23 protein-coding genes are annotated in these 22,829 nt (G+C 62.5%); 9 read left to right on the top strand and 14 right to left on the bottom strand.

All coding sequences use genetic code 11. The features are described 5' to 3' along the window. Positions 1-53: 53 nt before the first annotated feature. A complete protein-coding gene (locus tag LAN70_16060) occupies positions 54-563 on the bottom strand; it encodes a hypothetical protein (GenBank protein ID MBZ5512664.1) in 510 nt (169 codons plus the stop codon). A 114-nt stretch (positions 564-677) separates the two neighbouring features. Here LAN70_16060 and LAN70_16055 point away from each other — a divergent pair, with 114 nt between their 5' ends. After that, positions 678-2,486, top strand: a complete 1,809-nt coding sequence (locus tag LAN70_16055; GenBank protein ID MBZ5512663.1) for an HD domain-containing protein — start codon at positions 678-680, stop codon at positions 2,484-2,486. A gap of 136 nt (positions 2,487-2,622) precedes the next feature. Here LAN70_16055 and LAN70_16050 read toward each other — a convergent pair whose 3' ends face one another. Further along, positions 2,623-2,949 carry an antibiotic biosynthesis monooxygenase gene (locus tag LAN70_16050; protein MBZ5512662.1) on the bottom strand — a complete coding sequence of 109 codons (327 nt, stop codon included), beginning with the start codon at positions 2,947-2,949 and terminating at the stop codon, positions 2,623-2,625. Positions 2,950-3,194: 245 nt separating this feature from the next. Here LAN70_16050 and ftsY point away from each other — a divergent pair, with 245 nt between their 5' ends. The 5 genes from ftsY to LAN70_16025 all read left to right on the top strand — a co-directional run bounded on the left by ftsY (position 3,195) and on the right by LAN70_16025 (position 6,818). Further along, positions 3,195-4,151 (top strand): signal recognition particle-docking protein FtsY, encoded by a 957-nt coding sequence (gene ftsY, locus LAN70_16045; GenBank protein MBZ5512661.1) that lies wholly within the window; start codon positions 3,195-3,197, stop codon positions 4,149-4,151. Between the two features lie 9 nt (positions 4,152-4,160). Next, complete coding sequence (locus LAN70_16040) at positions 4,161-4,367, top strand: hypothetical protein (protein ID MBZ5512660.1); 207 nt, start codon at positions 4,161-4,163, stop codon at positions 4,365-4,367. Further along, complete coding sequence (ribD, locus tag LAN70_16035) at positions 4,348-5,505, top strand: bifunctional diaminohydroxyphosphoribosylaminopyrimidine deaminase/5-amino-6-(5-phosphoribosylamino)uracil reductase RibD (protein MBZ5512659.1); 1,158 nt, start codon at positions 4,348-4,350, stop codon at positions 5,503-5,505. Before LAN70_16040 ends, ribD begins: the two co-directional genes overlap by 20 nt. A gap of 104 nt (positions 5,506-5,609) precedes the next feature. After that, complete coding sequence (locus LAN70_16030) at positions 5,610-6,251, top strand: riboflavin synthase (GenBank protein MBZ5512658.1); 642 nt, start codon at positions 5,610-5,612, stop codon at positions 6,249-6,251. Positions 6,252-6,416: 165 nt separating this feature from the next. Beyond that, complete coding sequence (locus tag LAN70_16025) at positions 6,417-6,818, top strand: PPOX class F420-dependent oxidoreductase (protein MBZ5512657.1); 402 nt, start codon at positions 6,417-6,419, stop codon at positions 6,816-6,818. An 83-nt stretch (positions 6,819-6,901) separates the two neighbouring features. Here the strand turns inward: LAN70_16025 and LAN70_16020 are convergent, their stop codons facing one another. Both LAN70_16020 and LAN70_16015 read right to left on the bottom strand, forming a co-directional pair. Next, positions 6,902-7,783 carry an ATP-binding cassette domain-containing protein gene (locus tag LAN70_16020; GenBank protein MBZ5512656.1) on the bottom strand — a complete coding sequence of 294 codons (882 nt, stop codon included), beginning with the start codon at positions 7,781-7,783 and terminating at the stop codon, positions 6,902-6,904. Next, complete coding sequence (locus tag LAN70_16015) at positions 7,750-8,457, bottom strand: molybdenum cofactor guanylyltransferase (GenBank protein MBZ5512655.1); 708 nt, start codon at positions 8,455-8,457, stop codon at positions 7,750-7,752. Before LAN70_16015 ends, LAN70_16020 begins: the two co-directional genes overlap by 34 nt. 234 nt (positions 8,458-8,691) lie before the next feature. On the opposite strand from LAN70_16015, the gene LAN70_16010 reads away from it, so the two are divergent. Continuing rightward, entirely contained in the window at positions 8,692-9,975 is a 1,284-nt protein-coding gene (locus LAN70_16010; GenBank protein ID MBZ5512654.1) for a DUF5677 domain-containing protein, read from the top strand. 97 nt (positions 9,976-10,072) lie between these two features. After that, positions 10,073-11,158 carry a potassium channel protein gene (locus LAN70_16005; GenBank protein MBZ5512653.1) on the top strand — a complete coding sequence of 362 codons (1,086 nt, stop codon included), beginning with the start codon at positions 10,073-10,075 and terminating at the stop codon, positions 11,156-11,158. Here the strand turns inward: LAN70_16005 and LAN70_16000 are convergent. Further along, positions 11,155-11,550, bottom strand: coding sequence for a hypothetical protein (locus LAN70_16000; protein MBZ5512652.1), 396 nt, complete (start codon positions 11,548-11,550; stop codon positions 11,155-11,157). The two genes, LAN70_16005 and LAN70_16000, sit on opposite strands and share 4 nt — an antisense overlap. Positions 11,551-11,818: 268 nt before the next feature. Between LAN70_16000 and LAN70_15995 the strand changes: the two genes are divergently transcribed. Next, positions 11,819-12,847, top strand: a complete 1,029-nt coding sequence (locus tag LAN70_15995) for a BON domain-containing protein (protein MBZ5512651.1) — start codon at positions 11,819-11,821, stop codon at positions 12,845-12,847. Between the two features lie 132 nt (positions 12,848-12,979). Here the strand turns inward: LAN70_15995 and LAN70_15990 are convergent, their stop codons facing one another. From LAN70_15990 to LAN70_15950, 9 genes are all read right to left on the bottom strand, one after another. After that, positions 12,980-14,011, bottom strand: a complete 1,032-nt coding sequence (locus LAN70_15990; GenBank protein MBZ5512650.1) for an NAD(P)-dependent glycerol-3-phosphate dehydrogenase — start codon at positions 14,009-14,011, stop codon at positions 12,980-12,982. A gap of 154 nt (positions 14,012-14,165) precedes the next feature. Then, positions 14,166-14,819 carry a glycerol-3-phosphate 1-O-acyltransferase PlsY gene (plsY, locus tag LAN70_15985; GenBank protein MBZ5512649.1) on the bottom strand — a complete coding sequence of 218 codons (654 nt, stop codon included), beginning with the start codon at positions 14,817-14,819 and terminating at the stop codon, positions 14,166-14,168. Between the two features lie 65 nt (positions 14,820-14,884). Beyond that, positions 14,885-15,466: an RNA 2',3'-cyclic phosphodiesterase gene (gene thpR / locus LAN70_15980; protein ID MBZ5512648.1), complete on the bottom strand. Its 582-nt coding sequence runs from the start codon at positions 15,464-15,466 to the stop codon at positions 14,885-14,887. A 106-nt stretch (positions 15,467-15,572) separates the two neighbouring features. Continuing rightward, entirely contained in the window at positions 15,573-16,817 is a 1,245-nt protein-coding gene (locus LAN70_15975; protein ID MBZ5512647.1) for a competence/damage-inducible protein A, read from the bottom strand. Between the two features lie 138 nt (positions 16,818-16,955). Next, entirely contained in the window at positions 16,956-18,026 is a 1,071-nt protein-coding gene (locus LAN70_15970) for a gluconolaconase (protein MBZ5512646.1), read from the bottom strand. Positions 18,027-18,066: 40 nt separating this feature from the next. Beyond that, entirely contained in the window at positions 18,067-18,579 is a 513-nt protein-coding gene (locus LAN70_15965) for a phosphatidylglycerophosphatase A (GenBank protein ID MBZ5512645.1), read from the bottom strand. Continuing rightward, positions 18,554-18,808 carry a DNA gyrase inhibitor YacG gene (locus LAN70_15960; GenBank protein MBZ5512644.1) on the bottom strand — a complete coding sequence of 85 codons (255 nt, stop codon included), beginning with the start codon at positions 18,806-18,808 and terminating at the stop codon, positions 18,554-18,556. Before LAN70_15960 ends, LAN70_15965 begins: the two co-directional genes overlap by 26 nt. Before the next feature lie 120 nt (positions 18,809-18,928). Next, a complete protein-coding gene (gene rimO, locus LAN70_15955; GenBank protein MBZ5512643.1) occupies positions 18,929-20,434 on the bottom strand; it encodes a 30S ribosomal protein S12 methylthiotransferase RimO in 1,506 nt (501 codons plus the stop codon). A 99-nt stretch (positions 20,435-20,533) separates the two neighbouring features. After that, entirely contained in the window at positions 20,534-22,786 is a 2,253-nt protein-coding gene (locus LAN70_15950) for a DUF3488 and transglutaminase-like domain-containing protein (GenBank protein MBZ5512642.1), read from the bottom strand. Between the last annotated feature and the right edge of the window lie 43 nt (positions 22,787-22,829).

The raw sequence follows: 22,829 nt of genomic DNA, 5'->3' as shown, positions 1-22,829 counted from the left end.
GAATGGATTGATTATGGCAGCGGCCGGCGCAAAGTGGCTAGTGTCGAATGCGGCTACGGTTTGTGAAATCGCAGCAAGTGTCCGGGAAGCATCTCCGCGTTGGGATCGTCCAGGGGCAAATGGCCGGTCCAGTTGGTCCCTTTCCGGTTCACCAGCCGGGTATGCGCGCCCAACTCCCGCCAGCCGCTGCCGGTTTCCTCGCGCACCTGGAAGGCAACGGAGTGCGCTTCGGCCACGTGCGTGTCTTTTTCAGACTGCTCGGAGTTCTCTTCGTGCCGCTGCTTCCACTCGAAGAGCGACGCCTCCAGCCCCTCGCTGACGGCTTCGGTGGGGAGCATGCACAGGATCCAGTCGTGACCCGCGTCAATCGCGTAGGTCCCTGGGCTCACCCCGAGCACGCCTTCCTTGACCACCGCACCGTGATCGCGGGCGAGCTTGACGGTGTCGTCGGTGGAGGCGTGATCCACCACCAGCACTTCGTCGCAGGCGCGCAGCGACTCCAGCGCGCGCCCGATGCGCTCGGCGTCATTGTGGGTATGGACGAGGGCCGTAATCTTGGCCATGGCGGCTTGTCGGGTGTGCTGCGAGGCCCTGTACTAGAGTAATTCTCCCCAGTAAATTCTGCCTCGCCGGGCCCCGCTTTCATCATACAATCGCGCCATTGCGGGGGCGGTAGTTTGTTCAAGAAGCTGGCGATTCCGGAGCGCGTGCCGATCTTATCCCTGATCCTGGGTGTGCTGATCCTGGTCAGCGTCGTGCCCATGTATTTCTACGCCGACAAGGTGATGGCCATCAATCGCGTCCGCCTGAAGACCAACGAAATGTATCTTCAGAACACGATCACCCAGTCGGTGGGTGAGGACATCGAACACCGGCAGCGCAGCCTGGAAACCATGCTCGGCAACCTGGCGTCGGCGATCGTGATTGCCAGCGGCGGCGACCTGCACGGCGAGCATGTCAGCGCGCCCGAGTTGCGCGCTCTGCTGGAGAAGTTCGTTTCATCCTCTGCCGACGTCGGCTACGCCACCGTGCTGAATGCCGATGCGAAGGGCATTTCCGCGGGACGCCTCACGCCCGACGATTTCGTCCACAAGGAGTTGGAGCGGGCGTTCATTGCCGGCAGCCAGGGCCGCGCCTATACCGGGCAGGCGCTGACCATTGAGACCGGCCGGGACCGCCGCATCGTGGTGCTGTTCAGCACTCCGATTACGGCGGGCGGGCGGTTTATCGGGATGCTCGGCGCGGCCATCGATTTGAATTTCTTGCGCTCGCGCTTGCAGGAGGTCGCCAAATTCGGCGGCCTGCTGACCTACGTCGTGGACCGGCAAGGAAGGCTGGTCGCCGCCGCCACCTCCAACTATGCCACCGGCCAGGACATGACGAAGTTTGAGATCGTCAAGAACTTCGTCGAATCCGGCGGCAAGGCGGTGGTCGCGACCAAGGAGTTTACCGTCTTCGGGGCCAACGGCCAGAAGACGGCCATGCTCGGCACCTTCAGCCCGGTGCCGTCGCTGGAGTGGGCGGTGATCGCGCAAAAGCCGCAGTCCGACGCTTACAGCGACGTCATTGACATGCAGTCGCAAGGCATCACCTATGCGATCTACGCGGTGGTGCTGGCGGTGATTGTCGGCGTCTTCGCGGCGCGCCGCATCACCGGACCGCTTGACATCCTGACCAATTCCAGCCGGGCGATCGCACGCGGCGACTTCTCGCAACGCGTGCGACTCACCAGCCGCACCGAATTCGGCGAATTGGCCCAGACCTTCAACCACATGACTGAGGACCTGGAGCGCTTCGTGGCCGACCTGAAGCGCGCCGCCGAAGAAAACCGCGCGCTGTTCATGGGCTCCATCCAGATGCTGGCCGGCGCGGTTGACGAAAAGGACCCGTACACGCGCGGCCATTCCGATCGCGTCACGCGCTACTCCACCATCCTCGCCACGGAAATGGGAATGACGGAAGAGCAGATCGAGGTGGTGCGCGTCTCGGCGCAACTGCACGACGTGGGAAAGATCGGCATCGAGGACCGCATCCTGAAGAAGCCCGGAGCGTTGACGCCGGAAGAGTACGAGGTCATGAAGACGCACACCACGCGCGGCGCCAACATCCTGCGTCCGGTGCAGCAGTTGAAGGAAATGATCCCCGGCATCGAACTGCACCACGAGTCGCTCGACGGGCGCGGTTATCCGTTTGGCCTCAAGGGAGACGAACTGCCGCTGGTGCCGCGCATCATCGCCGTGGCCGATACCTTCGACGCCATGACCACCAACCGCCCTTACCAGGCGGCGCGCCCGCCCGAGTACGCGGTGAAGATCATCAGGTCGCTGGCGCAAAACAAGTTTGATCCGCAAGTGGTCGCGGCCCTGGAGCGCATCTTTGAACGCGGCGACCTGCATCTCCGCCGCGCCGCCGTTGTGGAAGACACCGTGGCCGCGGCCGCAGCCAGCAACACGGGCGACGTCTCGGTGGAGACTGCGCGCAGTTAACTGCAAGAAGAAGCCACGTACTCACGCGGACTGATAACCGACTAGCAACCGATGCTGTTAGTCCGCATTGATCTGCGTAAATCCGCGGCTCTTTGTTCTTCCGCAACCCACTCGGGACTCGCGACTCCGGACTGGTTTATGCCGCGGCGCTCTGGCCCGAACTGATGTCGTGCACGGTCGAGTTCTCCACCGTCAGCGTCTTGATGTCGGGCTGGCCGTTCAACAACGGCACCAGCTTTTGCGCCAATTCAGGGAACAGGGTCTGGTCATAATGTTCCACGTCCTGGCGTGTGTTCCACAGCGTGGTGCACACGAATGTGCCGCTATCGGCGTCGAGCGACTCGACCAGGTCCACGAAGCCGGGCTGCCGGGTGATGTTGGGCAGGACTTCGCTCTTGAGGGCGGTGCGGAATTCGTTGATTTTTTCCGGCTTGATGGTGCAACTGACGATACGTGAAATCATGGGGAGGCTCCTTCTCGCGGAATGGAAATACGCCGGGAAGAATGGGGAACCGTCACACCCCACTGTGACGTGCGGCAAGGGTAGTCCCGGCCGCCGCCCCGGTCAAGCGCCGCGACACCTTAAAATTTCGGTCCCCACAGCTTGTCGCCTGGCGCCGAGGTAGTCCGGCCCTCCTTGCGCGCGACCCCATCTATAATGAATGGTTTGCACACGTGCCCCGGTTCGCACCGTCGCCAGTGATCCCCATGATCCAGACCTTGTTCGGCAGCCTCGACGAGGAGCCCAAAAAACCCGGCTTGCTCGACCGCATGAAGCAGGCGGTCACGCGCACGCGGGAAAATCTCAGCGAGCGCATCGAAGAAGTGGTTTCCTTTCGTCAGGAAATTGACCGCGAGACCCTCGACGACCTGGAAGCCACCTTGATCGCCGCCGACCTCGGCAGCGCGACCACGCACGAGGTCCTGCAGGCATTACGCGAGAAGGTTGACCGCCGGCAGATCGGCAACGTGGACGAGCTCAAGCATGTGCTGAAAGGCGAGCTGCTCAACATCTTGAGCCGGGCCAGCCTGCAACCGGTCAAAGCCGTGGAACCGCCGGAAGTGATTGTCGTCGTCGGCGTGAACGGAACGGGGAAGACCACCACCATCGGCAAGCTGGCGCATGCGCTGCGCGCGCAGGGGAAAACGGTGTTGCTGTGCGCCGCCGACACTTTTCGCGCCGCCGCCATTGAGCAACTGGAAGTCTGGGGCGACCGCACCGGCACCGAGGTGATCAAGACCAAGCCCGGCGGCGATCCCGCGGCGGTCTTGTACGACGCGTTGCAGGCGGCCAAGGCGCGCGACACCGGGTACGTGATCGTGGACACCGCCGGACGCTTGCACACGAAAAGCAATCTGATGGAAGAGCTCTCGAAGATGCGGCGCACGGCGCAGCGCATTGTTCCGGGCGCGCCGCACGAGGTATTGCTGGTGATGGACGCCACCACCGGCCAGAACGGGCTGCAGCAGGCGCGCCTGTTCACCGAGTCGGCGGGCGTGACCGGCATCGTGCTGACCAAGCTGGACGGCACGGCGAAGGGCGGGATCGTCGTCGCCATCTCGCGCGAGCTCGGCGTGCCGGTGCGCTACGTCGGAGTGGGCGAGAAGCAGACGGACCTGTTGCCCTTCGATCCGGAACAATTTGTGGACTCCTTGTTCGAATAGAGGTTGCGTATGACGACATTGATCGCGATTCTGTTGGTCCTGGCCGCGGTCTTTTTTATCTGGCGCATGTTGAATGTGGCTCGGCCTACGGTTGAGCCGCCAGAAGAGGTTGCTGTCCGCGAGCCGGTGCCGCGGCGGCCGTTGAACAGGAGCGGTGCCGTTGCGATCGCAGAGCCCGACGACGAGTCCCATACCGATGCCCGCGCAGGACGATGAACGCTTCATGCAGCGCGCGCTCGAACTGGCGCGGCTCGGCATTGCGCTGACCTCCCCGAATCCCTGCGTCGGCGCCGTGCTGGTGGACGCAAACGGCCAGGTGATCGGCGAGGGCACCTACGCCTACGACGGACTGAAGCACGCGGAAATTCTGGCGCTTGAGCAGGCGGGCGAGCGCACGCGCGGCGCGGCACTCTACATTAATTTAGAACCGTGCTCGCACCAGGGCCGCACCGGGCCATGCGCCGATGCGGTCATCAAGTCAGGCGTGCGCCGTGTCGTCGCCGCCATGCAGGACCCCAACCCGCAAGTGCAGGGGCAAGGGTTTCAAAAGCTGCGCGCTGCCGGCATCGAGGTCATAACCGGGGTTGGCGAAGAAGAGGCGCGCCGGCTGAACGAAGCTTTTGCCAAGCACATCCGCAGCCGCACGCCGCTGGTCGTGCTGAAGGCTGCGATGACGCTGGACGGCAAGATTGCCCCGCCGCCGGGCGATTCCGAAAATCCCTCGGCTCTGGGCGCGGGCGGCGCCACCGGCGGTTGGATCACCAGCGAAGAGGCACGCGCGCATGTGCATGAACTGCGGCACGCCATGGACGCGATCATGGTTGGTGTCGGCACCGTCGTCGCCGACGATCCGATGCTCACCGACCGCACCGGGCTGCCGCGCCGCCGCCCACTGCTGCGCGTCATCCTGGATTCGCGCTTGCGCCTGCCGCTGGAATCGCGCGTGGTGAAAACCTGCCGCGACGATGTGCTCGTCCTGTGCTCGTTCGCGGAGGAAAAAAAGCGCCGGGAACTGGAACAGCGCGGAATTCGCGTCGAGCAGGTCGCGCTCGGCGGTCCGGATGGCCGTCCCGACCTGGGCAGAATCGTGCAGCGTCTGGGTGAATTGGACGTCACCAGCGTGCTCATCGAGGGCGGCGCGATGGTGAATTGGGCGGCGCTGGCCTCCGGCATTGTGGACAAGGTTTTTCTGTATTACGCCCCCAAAATCCTGGCGGGCTGCGGCTCGGTGCCGTTCGCCGCCGGGTCCGGCTTTCGCCGCATGAGCGAGGCCGCCCATGTTAAAAACATGCGGCTCTACCGCTTCGGGGAGGATTTTGCTGTAGAAGGTTATTTGAAAGATCCGTACTCATAGGTCTTTCGGTCTTCCGGTCTATCGGTCTATCAGTCGCGACGAGTTCTTCTTGCCACCGAGAGACCGACAGACCGAATGACCGATGGACTGTTTGCGAGGCATTCATGTTTACAGGATTAGTGGAAGACGTTGGCCGCATCGCGAAAATCACCACCACGGGCGGCACGCGCCGCCTGATCATTGAAGCCGAGCGCGTCCCGCGGGAACTGAAGAAGGGTGACAGCGTCTCGGTGAGTGGCGTCTGCCTGACCGCGGTGGAAGTCACGCCCAACTCATTCCGCGCCGACCTGGCGGAAGAGACTTGGCGATTGACCTCGTTCTCGCGCATCCAGGAGGGCGCGCTGGTCAACCTGGAGCTGCCGATGAAAGCCGACGGCCGCATGGGCGGGCACATGGTGCAGGGACACGTGGACGGCACGGGAAAATTCCTTGGACTGGAGCGCGTCCCCGGCGCCGACGATTTCTGGCTGCACGTCGAAATTCCCGCCGAGTTGGAGCGCTATGTCGTGTACAAGGGTTCGATCGCCATTGAGGGTATCAGCCTCACGGTGGCAAAGGTGGAGGCAACGAAGGTGACCATTGCCATCATCCCGCACACCGCGGAGGCGACCAATCTGTGTTCCCTCAAGCCGGGCGATCCGGTGAACATCGAGACCGACATCATTGCGAAATATGTGGAGAAGATGATCGGCGGGCGTTCGACGGGCGCGGTCACCGTGGAGCGTCTGGTGGCGCAAGGATTCTGACCATCCGGCGATCGGGTGGTCGGGTGATCGGGTGATCTCGGCGAAGACGACGATCACGGTACGACGAGAGTATCTGCTTCTGTTTTGATAACGTAATTCCTCGGTGTACCTCGGTGTCCTCGGTGACTCGGTGGTGTGAAGAAATGTCTCGCAGGAGGAAAGAGAATGGCGGGAAAAATTCCTGAAAAATATCTCGATTTGTTCAAAGGCAAAAAGGCATTTGCCAATCTGGGCACGCTCATGCCCGACGGCCAGCCGCAGGTGACGCCCGTCTGGTTTGACTTCGACGGCGAAAACCTCATTTTCAATTCCGCGCGCGGACGGCAGAAGGACCTCAATGTCCGGCGCGACCCGCGCGTGTCCCTCTCGATCGTTGACCCGGAAAATCCCTACCGCTACGTCGAGGTCCGCGGCCGGGTGATCGACATCACCCAGGAAGGCGCCGAGGACTCTATCAATAAGCTGGCGAAAAAATATCTCGGAGTGGACAAGTACCCCTATGCGCAGCCGGGCGAGGTGCGGGTCATCTACACCGTCCGGCCGGAGCACGTGCACGGGAACGGCTAGTTCTCAGTTGTGAGTTGTGAGTTCTGAGCGAAGAGGGAGCTCGATAACTCACAACTCAAAACTAAAAACTCACAACTTGCGGCTTAGATCCCCGGCTGTTGTCCGGGTGCGCTGTCCGGCCGGCGGAACTGCTCGGTGTTGAGTTCGTCGAGTTGGAGAAACTGCCGGACGATCGGCTCCGTGCTTGCGGCCATCTCTTCCGAGGTGCCTTGGAATATCGCGCGTCCTTCGTGCAGAAACACGATGCGGTCCGCCAATTTTTCCGCCAGCCTCATGTCGTGCGTCACTACGACGCTGGTCAGCTTCAACTGAAACTTTAACTTTTTGATCAGATCTCCAAGAAGCTGCGCCATTAGCGGGTCCACCATGGTGGTCGGCTCGTCGTACAGAACGGCCTCCGGCTGCGCCGCCAGCGCGCGCGCGATGGCCACCGAGCGCTTCATTCCGGTGGACAAATCCGGGGGCAGCAGGTCACGCATGGCTCGCACGCCCACCATGTCGAGCAACCCGTCCACGACTTGAAAAATCTGTTGCTCGTCCAGGTCGCCGCGCTCGCGCAGCGGAAAGGCAACGTTCTCGCCGACGCTGAGGGAATCGAATAGCGCGCCGTTCTGGAACACCATGGTGACCTTCTTGCGGATGCGCTCCAGGTCGGGTTCGCCGTAGTCGGTGATGTCCTCGTGCGCCACGATCACGCGCCCCGAGTCCACTTTCAGGAATCCCATGATGCTGTGTAGCGACACCGATTTTCCCACCCCGCTGCGTCCCAGGATGCAAACCGTCTCGCCCGGCATCACCTCGAAATTGACGTGGTCCAGCACGCGGTTGTCGCCAAACGCCTTCGATACGTCCTTGAACTCGATGTAGGGCTTCACCCCCTCCGGACCGTATTCCAGCGAGGCTGCGGTTTCGGTGGCGGGAGAACGACTGCCTATGTGGTTGCTCGTCTGCATGCCTGGTCCCATTCCTCGGGGGTATTCAGATTGTCGAACATTCGGGGATCAAAAGCCAGTTCCTGCATTTCAACGTCGCCGATCTCGCGCGTCGTGACCCCGGCGAACAGCGGGACGATAGGGTTGCGCCCCTGGCGCAGCGCGTTTTCCGCCACCGCGGCAAACTCGCGCCGGTAGACCGCGCACAGCGGTTGCGCTTGCCCCCCGGGTGGTTGCCCCACCCTTGCCTCGCCCGCGGGAGCCTGCCCCGAAGCGGAGCGAGGGGGCGAGACAGGGTGGAGAAGTCCTTCTCTCGGGACTCGGGACTCGGGACTAACGACACACGTGACCGGCACGGTGACAGTCGCTCCGCTCGTCCTTGCCTGTTGCACGAGATAGTGCACGAACTTCGGATCGAGAAACGGGGTGTCCACGCCGATTATCAGGTTCAGCTCGCATGCGCTGCCGGAGAGCGCCGCGTGAATGCCCGCCAGCGGCCCCTGCCCGCCATAGACGTCTTCGATGACGCTTCCGTAGGCGGCAAATTTCTCGCGCGGCCCCACGATCGTGACTTCCGGGCTGACGCAGCGCGCCACGGCCAGCGCGCGTTCCAGCAGCGTGCTCCCACCCAGGGTCAGGAACGCTTTGTCGCGTCCCATGCGCGAGCTTTGTCCACCGGCAATCACGAACGCTGCGACTGTCGTCATGCGAGCATCATAATGCAGGCTTATGTCATCGGGTGATCTGGTGATCGGGTGATCTGCATGTCAAGAGGAAAACAACAAAAGATGTGATTTGGGGCGAATTATTTTGCGGGTGAGTTCCGAAATGGAAGCTACAAAGCGTGGGTGCGCGAGTGGCGTGTCAGTGCGAGAATGATGCCTCGAAAACCGGAAAAGGATAGGTCGATGGGAACTCTTCAGAAGATGCTTGAGACACAAATGGACAACATCCCGTCGTTGTTAATCGCAACTTTAGTAAAGGAGAAACTTGAGGCTCGGGGAATCAAGCTCACCGAGAGGCAACTCCGGAGACTTCACAAAGCAGTTCGCGATGGGAAAACCGAAGGCCTCAAGTTCCACAGCGGAAAGTCCACTGAAAGGAATATCTCCATTGACATTACAGAAGAAGACAAGACGAGCCTTCTCAACAGAGCCAATCGGTTTTTTGAGGAAGGCTTGACAGAGGTCGTTCAAAAGGTCGCGGACGACATCTCTGTGAAATTGCTACGGCAGTTGAAGCGCAACTGGCCTGCTGAGTCTCGGGCGCAACGCCGCGAGATTGACGGATTTCGGAAACGTTTAGAGGCACGATGGGGCAGTGCGCTGGAGCTATTGCGATTTCTGGTAACGATCTCTCGCGAATTGGGATCCGAGTCGAACGTTGAGATGCGCGTTGCCGCGAACAGCAAGAAGAGCAATCTGATCGAAGTAGTGACGCGTTGTCACGCGCGAGCCTGTACGCTCGTCGAAGAGGTACTTTGCCTGCTATCAGCGGGATTTGCTGACGGTGCAATGGCGCGGTGGAGAACGCTGCATGAAATAGCTGTGGTCGCACTGTTCATTCAACAACACGGCGAAGACGTAGCGGAACGTTATGTCGGACACCTGGCAGTCGACTCGTACAAGGCAGCGAGTGAATACAGAGACTGGCAAGATCGGCTTGGATTAGAGCCTATCAGCGACAAGGATTTTGAAGATATGCGTAAAGCCTCGGAGGCCGCGGTCGAACGTTTCGGGCGGCACTTTAGGGGCGACTACGGTTGGGCGGCCGACACACTCGGCAAGGAGCCAAAGTTTGTCGACATTGAGCGTGATGTTCGTCTGAATGCACTCCGAACTTATTACCGGATGGCTGGGCACAGCATACACGCTAATCCCCAAGGGGCTTTTTTCAGTCTCGGACTTATGCAGGAAACGCCGACCCTGCTCGCTGGTCCGAGCAACGCAGGATTAGCCGACCCAGGCCACAGCGCCGCGATTTCATTGACGCAGGTATCTTCGGCTCTTGTTGCCGTACACTCGACGTTCGACAACGTCGTGGGCTTGGCGATTATGGCGAAGATAGAGCCCGAGATCGGAAAAGCATTCCTGAAAGCGCACAAAAAGTTGGAGCGCGACGAAAGGCGTGTTCGCCGCGTCGAAGCGATGATAGACCGCCATTGCTCTCTATCGAAAGCGGCCGGCAGAGACCCTTTGCCTCGCAGCCGGCATTCAGACCGGTGACCAACTCGTAATCCGCGTGTGCTAAAATCGCGCTCGTTTTCATCCCCAACATCGCCGAACTCCGCCCCAGGCGCAGCATCGGGGCACCGGACCAAGCATGAACATCCGCCGACGGCTCCTTTACGCCATCCTGGCCCTGACCACGATGACAGCGATTGCGGTCATCGGGTACCAGGTGCTCGGCGGCCCCTCGGTCAGCTTTCTCCAGTCGCTGTATATGGCGGTCATCACGCTGGCCGGAGTGGGCTACGGCGAGATCGTCGACACCAGCCACAACCCGGCGCTGCGCGTCTTCAACATGTTCGTCGTCGCCGTCGGTGTCATGATCACGGTGTACGTGTTTTCCGTGGTCACCGCTTTCTTGGTCGAGGGAGAGATCCGCAACCTGTTCTGGAGACGTACCATGCTGAAGCGCATCCAGGAACTGAAGGACCACTACATCGTTTGCGGCCTGGGCGACACCGGGCGCTACGCGGTCGAGGAATTCCACCGCACCAGTACGCCCTTCCTTGTGATCGAGAGCAATGAAGACAACATCACGCGCTTCAAAGAGCACGAGAGTGGCCGCTACAAGGAGATCCTGTACGTCATCGGGGATGCCACCGAAGAGAAAGTGCTGGACGCCGCCGGTCTGGACCGTGCCAAGTGCGTGATTGCGGCCGTCGCCAGCGACAAAGACAACCTTGTGACCACGGTGATGGTCAGGCAGAAAAACCCCGCGGTGCGCATCGTGGCCCGCTGTGCCGACGTGAAGTTCGCCGACCGCATGCTGCGCGCCGGCGCCAATACCGCGGTATCGCCCAACGCCATCGGCGGCCTGCGCCTGGCCAGCGAGGCGCTGCGCCCGCACGTCACCAGCTTCCTTGACCTCATGCTGCGCGAGAAGTCCCGCACCCTGCGCATCGACGAAATCGTGGTTGCCGGCAGCTCGCCGTGGGTCGGCAAGAGCCTGGAAGAGCTGAAATTCCGCGCCAGTTACCACCTGCTGCCGCTCGCCGTGAAGAGCAGTCCCGGAGAGCACAAGCACGATTTCATGGTCAACCCGCCCGACACGCTCGCCCTGCAGGGCGGAACGGTGGTGATTGTGATGGGAGATGTGGAAGAGATCCGGCGCGCCCGCCACGATGCGCACCACACGCCGCACATGCACACGCCGGCATCGGGCGCGGCTTCCACCGGCTAGGAATTGGCCTCGGCGGGTTCATCAACGTCGATGGGCGCCCACAGGATTTCCAACCCGATGATGCGCCCGGCGAGATCCAGTTCCAGGCGTCCGGCGGCCCGCGCCACCACATCGCCGCTCAGCTCCGGCATGGTGATGTACACCCGCGGCTCGATGTAGCTGGCATTGCCGGCTTCCTTGAGGAACTCCAGCGCCGCTTCGCAGCGGCAGATTTTCGGCAACTCGAAACTGAAATCGGCCAGATCCCCGTTTTCACACAACGAAATCGCAACTTCCACCGGCACACGCTCTTGCACTTCCTCTTCTTCGAACGTGCCATGGGAGTTGAAGGCCACGTAGTATTGGTAGCCCAACTGCTCGTCAAATTCCGTCCGCTCTACCTGGATCGCCATAGTCGCCGTCAACTGCTGGGGTCGCGCTGAGGGTTGCTTTTTATCACATGGGCGCGCCCAGCCCGTCATGAAAAAGCTGAAATCGCAAGCCTGCCGGCCCAAGGTGGTTCGTGTTCCGATCCGCATTCCATGGGCCGACCGCAACCAGGCGCTGCGGAGGACTGAAGCGCCGCCGCCGGCGAGGGAATCAAGGGTTCTTGCATACAGACAAAAGCGGCAGCTCTGCATCTAAGGAATAGCATCCACCGGTTACCACGAAGGAGCGATCATGAAGGCAAAATCTTCGCTGTTTCTCGCACTATTACTCGCGCTCGGCATGACCATGGCGTGCAACCGCGCCCCCAATGACGCGCAAATCGCCAATCAGGTGCAATCCAGGATTACCGCCGACAGCAACATCCAGAACAAGCAGATTGGAGTGCAGTCGGCCAATGGTGTGGTCACACTGTCCGGCACGGTGGCCAGTGAGGTCGAGCGCAGCGCCGCTGCCAACGATGCGGCGCAGGTCTCCGGCGTGAAGACCGTGGTCAACGATCTCCAGGTGTCGCAAGCGGCGATGGCGCCGCCCGCGCCTGCTCCGATGAAACACCCGGCGCCGGCGGCGCGTACGGCGTCGCGGCATCGTGCCCCCGCCCTGCGCCGCCCGCGCGATCACAGCCGTCCTTCGGCTGCCACCTACGCTGCTCCGGCCGGCAACATGGCATCTGCTCCCGCAGCGCCGGCAGTGCCTGCCCCGCCGCGGGTTGTGACCGTTCCCGAGGGCACCAGCTTCTCCGTTCGCCTGGTGGACCCGATTGACACTGAACGCAATAAAGTCGGCGACACGTTTCGCGCGACCGTGTCACAGCCGGTCATGATCGGCGATGAAGTCGTGATTCCCACTGACGCCGACGTTGAAGGCCGGGTGGTTGATTCCAAGAGTTCCGGCCACTTCCAGGGGCAGTCCGCCATTGCGCTCACGCTGACTCGTCTGCGCATGAACGGCAAGACCTACGCCCTGCGCACCAACCAGTACGACAAGCAGGGCAGTTCTCGCGGCAAGCGCACCGCAGCTACCGTCGGCGGCGGCGCGGCGTTGGGAGCGATTATTGGCGGGATCGCCGGCGGCGGTAAGGGTGCTGCCATAGGAGCAGGCGTGGGCGCCGGGGCCGGTACCGGAGTGCAGGCGGCCACCAAGGGCCAGCAAATCCAACTGCCTCCCGAGACTGTTCTGAACTTCCGCCTTGAAGGCCCGCTCAACGTCACGCCTGCCTCGGCGTCGGACCGTAACGCCGGCCGGCAGCGCGTGGACCAATAGCGAGTCGCGAGTTCCGAGTTGTGAGATTGCAAGTTGCTGGGAAAGCGACACCGCGGATTAACGCGGATTTTCGCGGGATCGATATTTCCGATCCGTGTTCATCCGTGGAAATCCGCGGTTGGGTTTTGTCCTTTAAGCCCTATGCAGCGCGATTTCGCTGGCGCCGGGCCGCGTCATCAGCTCGTGGATGGCTTCGCGCGGCGCCTTACCCTGGTTCAAGATCGCGTCAATCTGCTCGGTGATGGGCATTTCCACCGCGTATTTCCGCGCCAGGCCGACCGCCGCCTTCGTCGTCAGCACGCCCTCGGCGACCATGCCGTGCATGCCGGAAATAATCTCGTCCAGCTTGCGCCCCTTGCCGAGTTCCACGCCCACGGTGCGGTTGCGCGACAGGCCGCCGGTGCAGGTCAGCACCAGGTCGCCGATTCCAGCCAGCCCCGCCATGGTGTCGGCCCGCGCGCCGCAGGCCACCGCTACGCGGGTGATTTCCGCCAGCCCCCGCGTGATCAGCGCGGCGATGGTATTGAACCCGAGCCCCAAGCCGTCACACACACCGGCGGCGATGGCGATCACGTTCTTCAGCGAGCCGCCCAGCTCCACGCCCGCGACGTCATCGTTGGTGTAGACGCGGAAGCAGGGCTCGCTGAATTCGCGCTGCACCGTCTCGGCAAGCAGCGCGTCCCGGGACGCGACGGTGATCGCCGTGGGGTCGCCGCGCGCTACTTCTTTCGCGAATGACGGCCCGCTCAACGCCCCGATGCGCGGCTTCGTTACGCGCCCGCTCTCGCGCAGCACCTGGGCAATCACTTCGCTCATGCGGAGAAGGGAATCGGTTTCCACGCCTTTGGTGGCGCTGACGAACATCATCTCCGGCGTGAGGTGCGGCGACATCTGCCGGAACAGCCCGCGGCAGTGGTGCGAAGGCATCACGCTGACGACGATTTCCGCCCCGCGCAGCGCTTCCTCGAAATTGTTGGTGGGAGTGACGGTGGCGGGAATGTTGGCGCCGGCGAGAAAAAGATCATTCGTGCGCCGCGCCAGGATGGACTCGCGAACCTCTTTTTCGAATGCCCACAGCTTGACGCGGTGGGTGCCCTTGCGTCCGAGCACGATGGACAGCGCCGTGCCCCACGCTCCCGCGCCGATAACCGTAATTTCACTCATCAGTTTTGCAGAACAGTTTCAGTTTCGAGTTTCAGTTTTAAGCTGTCCGTAATTCAGCCCGCAAAGGCGGGCGGAATTCGTTAGCCCACCGCGGCAGCGGTGGGAAGTGGAGTTGAACCGGCGAGCGCCAGCGGCGCGGCACCAGTGCTACACGTCACCTGTGCTTCAACTCAAACCGGTGCTCCGTGCCCGCCAACAACCGCCGAATGTTTTCGTGGTGCTTGGCAATGATCAGCGCTGAGGCCGCGACCATCGCGGCGAATACAGCCGGCGAGGCCTGATACCGATACAACAGCCACGCAAACAACGGAAATGCCGCCGTCGCCACAATGGAGCCGAGCGAGATGTAACGGAACGCCGCGACAATCACGACAAAGAGCAACAGCACGATCAACACTGCTTTTGGCGCGAGCGCGATGAATGCTCCCACACCAGTCGCAACGCCCTTTCCGCCCTTGAACTTCAGCCAGACAGGGAAGACGTGGCCGAGAATGGCGAACACAGCGCCCAGGGCCATCAACAGCGTCGGCGAGACGTCATACGTGTCAATGTACCCGGGAAAGAAGTGATTAAGGCGCGAATGGGCTATTGCCATTGCAACTGTCACGGCGCAGAACCCTTTCGCTGCATCCAGAATGAGCGTCGCTACGCCCAGCCCCGGCGCCTTTCTCGCCACGTTCGTCGCGCCGATGTTTCCACTGCCGATGGCGCGTACGTCCTCGCCGCGAAACACGCGCATCAGGATGTAGCCGAAGGGAATCGACCCTAGCAGGTAGGCGACTACGGCGACGATGAAGTAGATGGCCATGAAGAAGTCGTCAGTCGTCAGTCTTCGGTCGTCAGGCCTGAAGACCGACGACTGAAGACTGACGACTACTCCAACGGAAAGCGCGCGATCTTCGTGTAGCGCGCCCCACCCGGCGACAGCTTGCTTTCGTACAGAAAGAATTCGCGAGTGGTCATTGTACCGAAGTCGGGTGCGGGCTTGCCTTCCAATTTCTCTGCCAGCCGTCGCAGCGGCGGGCTGGGGCGGTCGCCCGGCTTGGGTTGCGGCCTGCCGGAACCGGAGCGCGCCAGCGTCAAATGCGGCTGGTAATCATTGGTCTCGCGCGGCACGCCGGTGCGCGCCACTGCCTCGTCCACCGCCTTGGCAAGCTGCCGCAGTTGCTCTCCGGCTTCAATACCGAGCCAGAACACGCGCGGGCTGCGTGCGCTGGGAAAAAAACCATTCCCGCGAAATGAAATGTCGAACGGTTGTCCACGCACCGTCGCCAGTTCGCGCTTGATCTCCTCCACCAGCTCGTCCTTTTGCTCGCCGATGAATTTCAGCGTGACGTGGAACGATTCCGGCTTGACCCAGCGCGCCTCGGGCGCAAATCCGCGCACCCCTTCCAGGTAGCGCGTCATGTGCTGGCGAATGTCGGGATCAATGTCGAGTCCGACGAAAACACGCATAAAACCATTTCCGATTGTCGATTGCCGATTGTCGATTGAACCCGGCGCAAATCGGCAATCGACAATCGGCAATCAGCAATGCTTTTGTCGTTCGCGAAATTACGTGTCACATCAACCTTCGCCGCACCATGTCGAGCGCCTGCTGGGTTGCCCACCAGCGGATGCGATCGCGATCGCCGGGAAACTTACGCTCCACCACTTCGGTACGCTTTCCGTCGGCCACCGCGATATAAACCAGCCCGACCGGTTTTTCTTCCGTTCCGCCGGTTGGCCCGGCCACGCCGGTGATTCCCACGCCCACGGTCGCGCGGCACTCCTCGCGAATTCCCTCCGCCATGGCCTCAGCGACTTCCTTGCTCACCGCCCCATGCTGTGCCACCAGCATCGGCGGCACGTTGGCGAATAACGCCTTCATCTCGTTGTCGTAAACAATGGCGCCGCCGACAAAGTACCGCGAGCTGCCGCTGACCTTGGTGATCCGCTCGCCCAGCATTCCCCCGGTACACGACTCCGCGACCGCGATATTGGCGCCGCGCATCTGCAGGAAGTAGCCGACAATCTGCTCCAGCGATTCGCCCTGCGAGGAGTAAACGAAATCGTCCAGTTCGTCTTCCAGCAAACCCGCCAGCTCGTCCACGCGGGCTTGCGCCGCCTCCTGGGAATCGGCTCGCGCGGTCAGCCGAAGCTGGACCTCGCCCGCCCCCGCCAGGATTGTCGTCTGCACGTCGGTGAAACGCTTGTAAATCGGCGCGCCCCGCTGGTCGCACTCCGATTCCGGCATCATTGCCACCTTCAGCACGCGGGTGGCGATGAACTGGCGCGGCAGGCGCTCGCGCAGCCGCGGAATGCACTGCCCGTCGAACATGGGCTTGATCTCGTGGGGCGGCCCGGGCAGCAGCATGATGTAGCGCTGCGCCCTCTCATGCTTGTGCTCGATCCACTGTCCCGGCGCGGATCCCATGGCGTTGGGCAGCACCTCGGCGCCGTCTATCACGTCCGCTTGGCGCTCGTTGTTCTCCGGCATTTTGCGCCGCAGTTTGGCGAACCGCGTGTAGAGCTGGGTGATGATTTCGGAATCGCGATGAATCCCGCGTCCCAACGCGGCGGCAACGCACTCGCGCGTCAGGTCGTCCTCGGTTGGACCCAGCCCCCCCATGAAGATCAGGATGTCGGCGCGGCCGACGGCGACCCTGGCCGCGGAAGTAAGGTGCTCGCGGTTGTCGCCGACCACCGTCTTGAACGCCACTTCCACGCCGAGCTCATTCAGTTTTTCGGTTAGGTAGAGCGAATTGGTGTCCTGGAAAAAAGGCGTGAGCAGCTCGGAGCCGATAGCGATGATCTCGGCGGTCACGAAGGAAGTCTAAACCGGTCGACGGTCGACGGTCGATGGCTGTCCGTCAGTGGCAAACTTCTTGCACACCCAAGACGGGTAGTCGTTCCAATTGTCGAGAGCCACCGCTTTGAGCCGTCGACCGCAGACCGTCGACTGCTACGCCGTCTCCTCCGCCGCCAGCAGCGGATGTCCCTGGATGTCCCACGAGAGATGATGGACGGCGTTGTTGGTGGCCAGCACCGCGGCGCGTCCGGGCGCAAACGCCAGCCCCACCAGGTTCTGCCCGGCCACCACCAGCGAAGCGTGCTTGTCCGGCGTGACCCGCACCACTCCCCGTTTGCCGCGCAGCGACGCCGCCACGTACAGATTCCCGTCCACGTCGAAGGCCAGGCCCTGCGGTCGTCCCAGTCCGCGGAAGAACACGGAGACGCTGCCGTGCGGATCGACCTCGTGCACCGCATCGAAGCTCGAAGTCGTCGGCCCGGTGACGTACAGATGTCCCTGGGGGCTGAATGCCATGTGATACGCCGATACGCTCGGCTCCAGCGTCGCAAACACGAAAATCTGCCGGTCGCGCGAAATTTTGAAAATCGTTCCGCTGCGGTCGCCGACGTATAAATTCTCCTCCCGGTCGAACGCCAGCCCGGTGGCCACGCCCATCCCTTCCGCGTAGGCGGACATGGTGCCGTTGGGCGCGACGCGGTATACGGCGCCGTCGTAGCGCGAGCTGACGTACATCTGCCCCTCGCGGTCGAAGGCGATGGCGGTCGGGTTCATCATCTCGGCCAGGAACGGCTTGACGTTGTAGTTGGTGTCGATCTTGTAGATCGCCACCGGCACCTTCTGGCCCCGCGATCCGGAAAACGTCACGTAGATGTTGCCTTCCAGGTCGAGCGCGGGATTGGTGACCGGGTGCAGGTTCTCGGCGATGGTGACCGCCACCCGGATATCGTGGGGGTTGCTGGCGTGCCCGTTGGCGTCCACCGTCACCGGCCCGGAGTGCGCGCCCTCCGGAACGCGCGCCACCAGGAACTGGTCGGAACTGATGACCACCGCGCCTTCGACGTCGCCGAACTGGACCTTGGGGCGGCGCAATTCGTGCGGGCGCAGGCCGCTGCCGATGATGCGGATCTCGCCGCCGGGCAGGGCAGCGCCCGGCTCCACGGTATCAATCCGCGGTTTTCCGTTGACGTTTTTTTTCCCCAGCAGCCGGTCAGAGATTCCCATGGTCCTTTGTGCACTTAGATGCGCAAGTGACGATCGCCGATCACGGCAGCAGGCCCCAATGACGCAACGCCTGCATCACCGCCAGCGCGTAAAGCCCCGCGCCGACGTCGTCGAGCATGATTCCGGCGCCTTCCGGCAAATCTTCCAGCCGGCGAAGCGGCGGCGGCTTCACGATGTCGAAGGCACGAAAAAGTATAAGGCTCACCAGCAGAGTTTTCCAATGCAGCGGCGCGCCGATGAGGGCGATCAACTGCCCCGCCACTTCGTCAATGACTACGAAACCCGGGTCTTTCCGTGCCGACTCGCGCGCCACCCGGGTGGACGCCGGAATTCCCACCGCCGTCACCAGCGCCGCGGCGGCGATTGCAACCGGAATTTGATGTCCACCCGCGAACGGGGCAAACGCGCGCCATAAGCCGACGGTCGCTACTGACGCCCAGGTCCCCGGGCCGGGCTTCAGCTTGCCAATCCAAAAAAACGTGCCGATCAGCCATGCCCATGCGGTCTTCTGCGCAACGGTGGATGACTCAGGAGCGCTTGCGGTCGTTGTCATCGTGCTTGCTGTCCGGTTTCGAGAGGCGGCCTTGGTCCACAGTGTAATCCGCCTCGCCGAATTGGTCGCCCTGATTGATAGGAGTGGAAACAACGTATCCACCACTGGCCCACTTGCCCAGGTCAATCAGCCGGCAACGTTGGCTGCAGAAGGGGAACTCAGGATCGTCGCGCAGCACCAGCTTGCGGCAGGTGGGACAACGTAGGCTGCGGACACGCTTCTTCGCCATGATTGACCCTATTTTATGGGATGCACGTCGGCGATTTGTAATTTTCAAACCAGAGGCAGTAGAGAAGCCAGCGAAGGTCCCGAGCCGGCCGATTACAAATTACCAATTGCAAATTACAAATTAGAGAATCCGCGCGACTAGGTCGTACTCATGCGCTTCCGTGATCTCGCACCGGTGAAACGTTCCCGGCTCCAGTTCCGACTCGTCGGCAAAGTCGCTGATGAACACCTTGCCGTCAATTTCCGGCGCGTGCATCGGCGTGCGGCCTTCCCACAGCAACTCGGTCTCGCTCGACGGGCCTTCGATCAGCAGGTCGAACTGGCGTCCGAGCAGCGCCTTTTTCCGTTTGCGGCTGATGGTTTTCTGCATTTGCATCAGCTTCCGCCGCCGCCGTTCGATCTCCGCCGGCGGAACCTTCTTGCCTAGCTCGTGCGCGCTGGCGCCCTCCTGGTCGGAGTAGGCAAACGCGCCCATCCAGTCGAACTGCGCCTCGCGCACGAAATCGCACAGCTCGTCGAATTCGCGCTCCGTCTCGCCGGGGAAGCCGACGATGAAGGAGGTGCGCAGCGTCAGGTCGGGAATGGTGCGGCGCATTTTCTCGATCGAGCGCAGGAACAACTCCGCGCCGCCGCCGCGTTTCATGCGCTTCAGCACCGTTGCCGATGCGTGCTGCAGCGGCACGTCCATGTACGAGCAGACCTTCTCCTGCGCCGCGATCGTCTCCAGCAGGCGCCCGGTGATCTTGTTGGGGTACGCGTACAGGAACCGGATCCAGCGCAGCTCTTCGATTCCGGCCAGCTTTTCCAGCAGCAGCGCCAGCCCGTCCTTGAGTCCGAAATCTTCGCCGTAGCAGGTGGTGTCCTGGCCGATGAGCGTGATCTCGCGCACGCCGCCACGCGCCAGCCGCTCCGCCTCGGCGATTACCGACTCGAAGCGCCGCGAGCGGAATTTGCCGCGAAGCTGCGGGATGATGCAGAAGCTGCACGGGTGATCGCAGCCCTCGGCAATCTTGATGTACGCCGAGGCGCGCGGCGTCGCCAGCATTCGCGGCGTGGTCTCGTCGTAAAGGTAATTCGGCAAGTCCGCAATCGCGCCGTCCCATGCCTCACGCGAAAACCGTCCCGCCTGCTCGCGTGCTTGTCCTTCGGCGCGTCCATTACCGCCCAGAATCACAAATGGCGAGCTGCTTTCCTGGCGACCGGCGCCTGGCGACTGCAGCCCAGTTGCTTCCAGAATCTTCGGCAGCTCCCCCGTTCCCACCACCGCGTCCACGTCCGGAATGTCCGTCCGGATCTCGTTGCGGAAGCGCTCCACCAAGCACCCGGCGACCACCAGCTTGCGCGCGCGGCCGTTGGTTTTGTGGCGCGCCATTTCCAGGATGGTGTTCACCGATTCCTGCTGCGCGCTTTCGATGAAGGAGCAGGTATTCACCACGATCACGTCGGCGTCTTCGGCCCGCGCCGTGATCTCCGCGCCAGCCTGCGCCAGCATGCCCATCATGACTTCGGAGTCCACAAGGTTCTTGGGGCAGCCCAGGGACACGAATCCAACCTTCTGCGGCCGCGTCTTTGGCGCGTCCTGCTCAGAAGCAATGGGTTTTTCGAGGGTGACCGGCTGGTCAGGCATGCGGTGCTTCAATTGTAGCAGTACTGAGTACCGAGTACTGAGTACCGAGTAAAAGCAAAACGCTGTCGAAGCTCAGTACTCGGTACTCAGTACTCGGTACTATTTCGCCTTGATTTCCTCGAAGATCTCCGGCAGCCTCGCCGCGTCCTCCGGCGATTTGCCAAACCGCGCCCGCTCGTAATGCCGCGTGAACGCCGCCACGGAATCATGCAGCGGCGGGTCCGGAATGCTGGCCACGAACTCGCGCGGCGTCTGCGCCGGCTTCTTGGGAAATCCTTTTCTGTCCAGCGACCGGATCATGCGTGCGTACCAGATGCTGGCTGCGGCGCCCGGAGCCTTCACCGGGTTGCGCGCCACCCGGTGCCGGTGCGCCGCTCTCCAGATGCGTGCCGCGTTCGCCAGCAGCACGCACAGCATCATCGTCAGCAGCGCGCCCATCGCCCACGTGCGCGGACTGCGCTCGGCATCGCTGTGCACGCGGCGCGCCCGCGCCACCAAGTCTTGATAATGGCGGCGGAGCCAGGTGCGTGCCTGGTCGCCCACCGTGCGTCCGTGCGCCATTGCCGTGATGGTGAGCGTGCGCTGGTGCAGGAAGTCGTAGTTAATCACCCACTCGCGCCAGAACTCGCGCGCCGCGTCCAGGTAAAGCAGGAAGCGGTGCATGCTCCCGACCACCAGTTTCGGATCCGCCGGCGTCGGATCGAAGCTCACCCAGGCGTAGCCCGGAATGTACGCCTCCACCCAGGAGTGCGCGTCGCGTCCGCGCACGATGTAGCTGCCCGTCAGGTCGTTGTATTCGCCGCCGCGGAAGCCGTTCACGATCCGCGCCGGGATTCCCAGCGTGCGCAGCATCACCGCCATGGCTGACGCGAAATACTCGCAATGCCCTTCCTTGCGTTCGAACAGGAAATACACCAGCGGGTCCGGCGGCGGCGTAGTCGCCATCTGCAGGCTGTAGCCGTAACGGGTGCGCAGGTAGAGCTCGATCGCCGACGCCTTCTCGTAATCCGTTCCCGCACCCGCCGTGATCTGCTGCGCCAGTTCGGTTACCCGCCGGTCCACACGCCCCGGGAGCCGGAGGTAGATCATGGTGATGTCGGCCGGAACCTTGCCGGCCGGCCGCCGCAGCCGTTCCGCGCCCGGCTGCCCCCACAGCGACGACGCGGTGTAGCTCTCCGTCATGCGGTTGCGGTCCAGGTTGTACACCGCGCCGCTGTCGTCCACCCCGATTTCCGCGATCCGACCTAGCACGCTGATCGGCACCGGCGCCAAAAACAGCACGTTGGTCCCGATCGGCTCCATCAGGACTTTGTAGGACAGTGGCCGCAGTCCGCTGCGGTCGACCGGCAGGTTCCGCGCGTTGGTCTGGGCCAGCGACAAGTTATAGCGCCCCATGCCAGTCAGGCGGACTTCCGGGTCGTAGCGCGGGTTGGACGTCATCGCCTCCATCGTGCTCGACACCGGGTTCTTCCACTCCTTGCCGTTGAACTCCGCCAGCGCCACGCCGCGCCACTTCAGGTCGGCGTAGGCGCCGCGGTCGCCCTCGATCTCGATGTGCATGACCACCGTGTCCGACTGCTTGATGCGCCCGATCTCGCCCAATTGCACGTGGTCGCTGAATCCGCTGACGAACTCGTTGCGCGGCGCATAGGCGCTCAGGTAGCCCGCCGACAGCCGCGGCAGGACGAAGAAAATCGCCGCCGCTCCCAGCACCACCGACGCCGTAATCAGCAGCGCGATACTGGAGAGCGAGCGCATCATCCGCCGCGCAGGGTTGGGCACCGCCGGCGCCGGCAGCGCATGCGACGCGGCCTCCGCCGAGCGCTTCATCTCCATGCTGATAAACGTCGCCACCGCCAGCAGCATGAACGCGCAGAACGCGCCGAAAAATACCGTGTCCACCGTCAGCACCGCCGCCGCCAGCACTTCGAGAAACGAAAGGATCGCCAGGTAGAGGTGGTCGCGGTTGCGCTGCACCGAGAAAATCTTCACCACCATGACGAACAGCACCAGGTGCACGGTGGCGTCCACGTAACTGCCGGAGACGAGGAAAATGTCGGCGGCGTAGAACAACACGTAAAACAGCGTCAGGTACGACGTCCAGCGCTCGGGAATCTGCAGCGTGCGCCCGCGCAGCATCAGGTAAGCGCGCAGCAGCAGCGCCGCGGAGACCGTCACCAACGAAACCGCGTCCAGCCGCCCCGTCATGGTCAGCGTCACGAACCCGGTGGTCACCAGCAGGAAGAGCGAAATCTGGAAATACTGCTCGATGGTGTTGCGGAAGGTGGGCGCCTGCCGGGCCGCGGGTGGCGTCAGGATGGAGATGAACTCGAGTTTTTCGCCGCCGGGCACAGCGCTATTGTGGCACAGGGTTATCGGTTAACGGTTGTCGGTT

This window comes from Terriglobia bacterium (genome assembly GCA_020072845.1).
Taxonomy (GTDB): Bacteria; Acidobacteriota; Terriglobia; order Terriglobales; family Acidobacteriaceae; genus JAIQGF01.
Note: the sequence above shows the minus strand (reverse complement) of the source record. Positions and strands in the feature narration are given on the sequence as shown.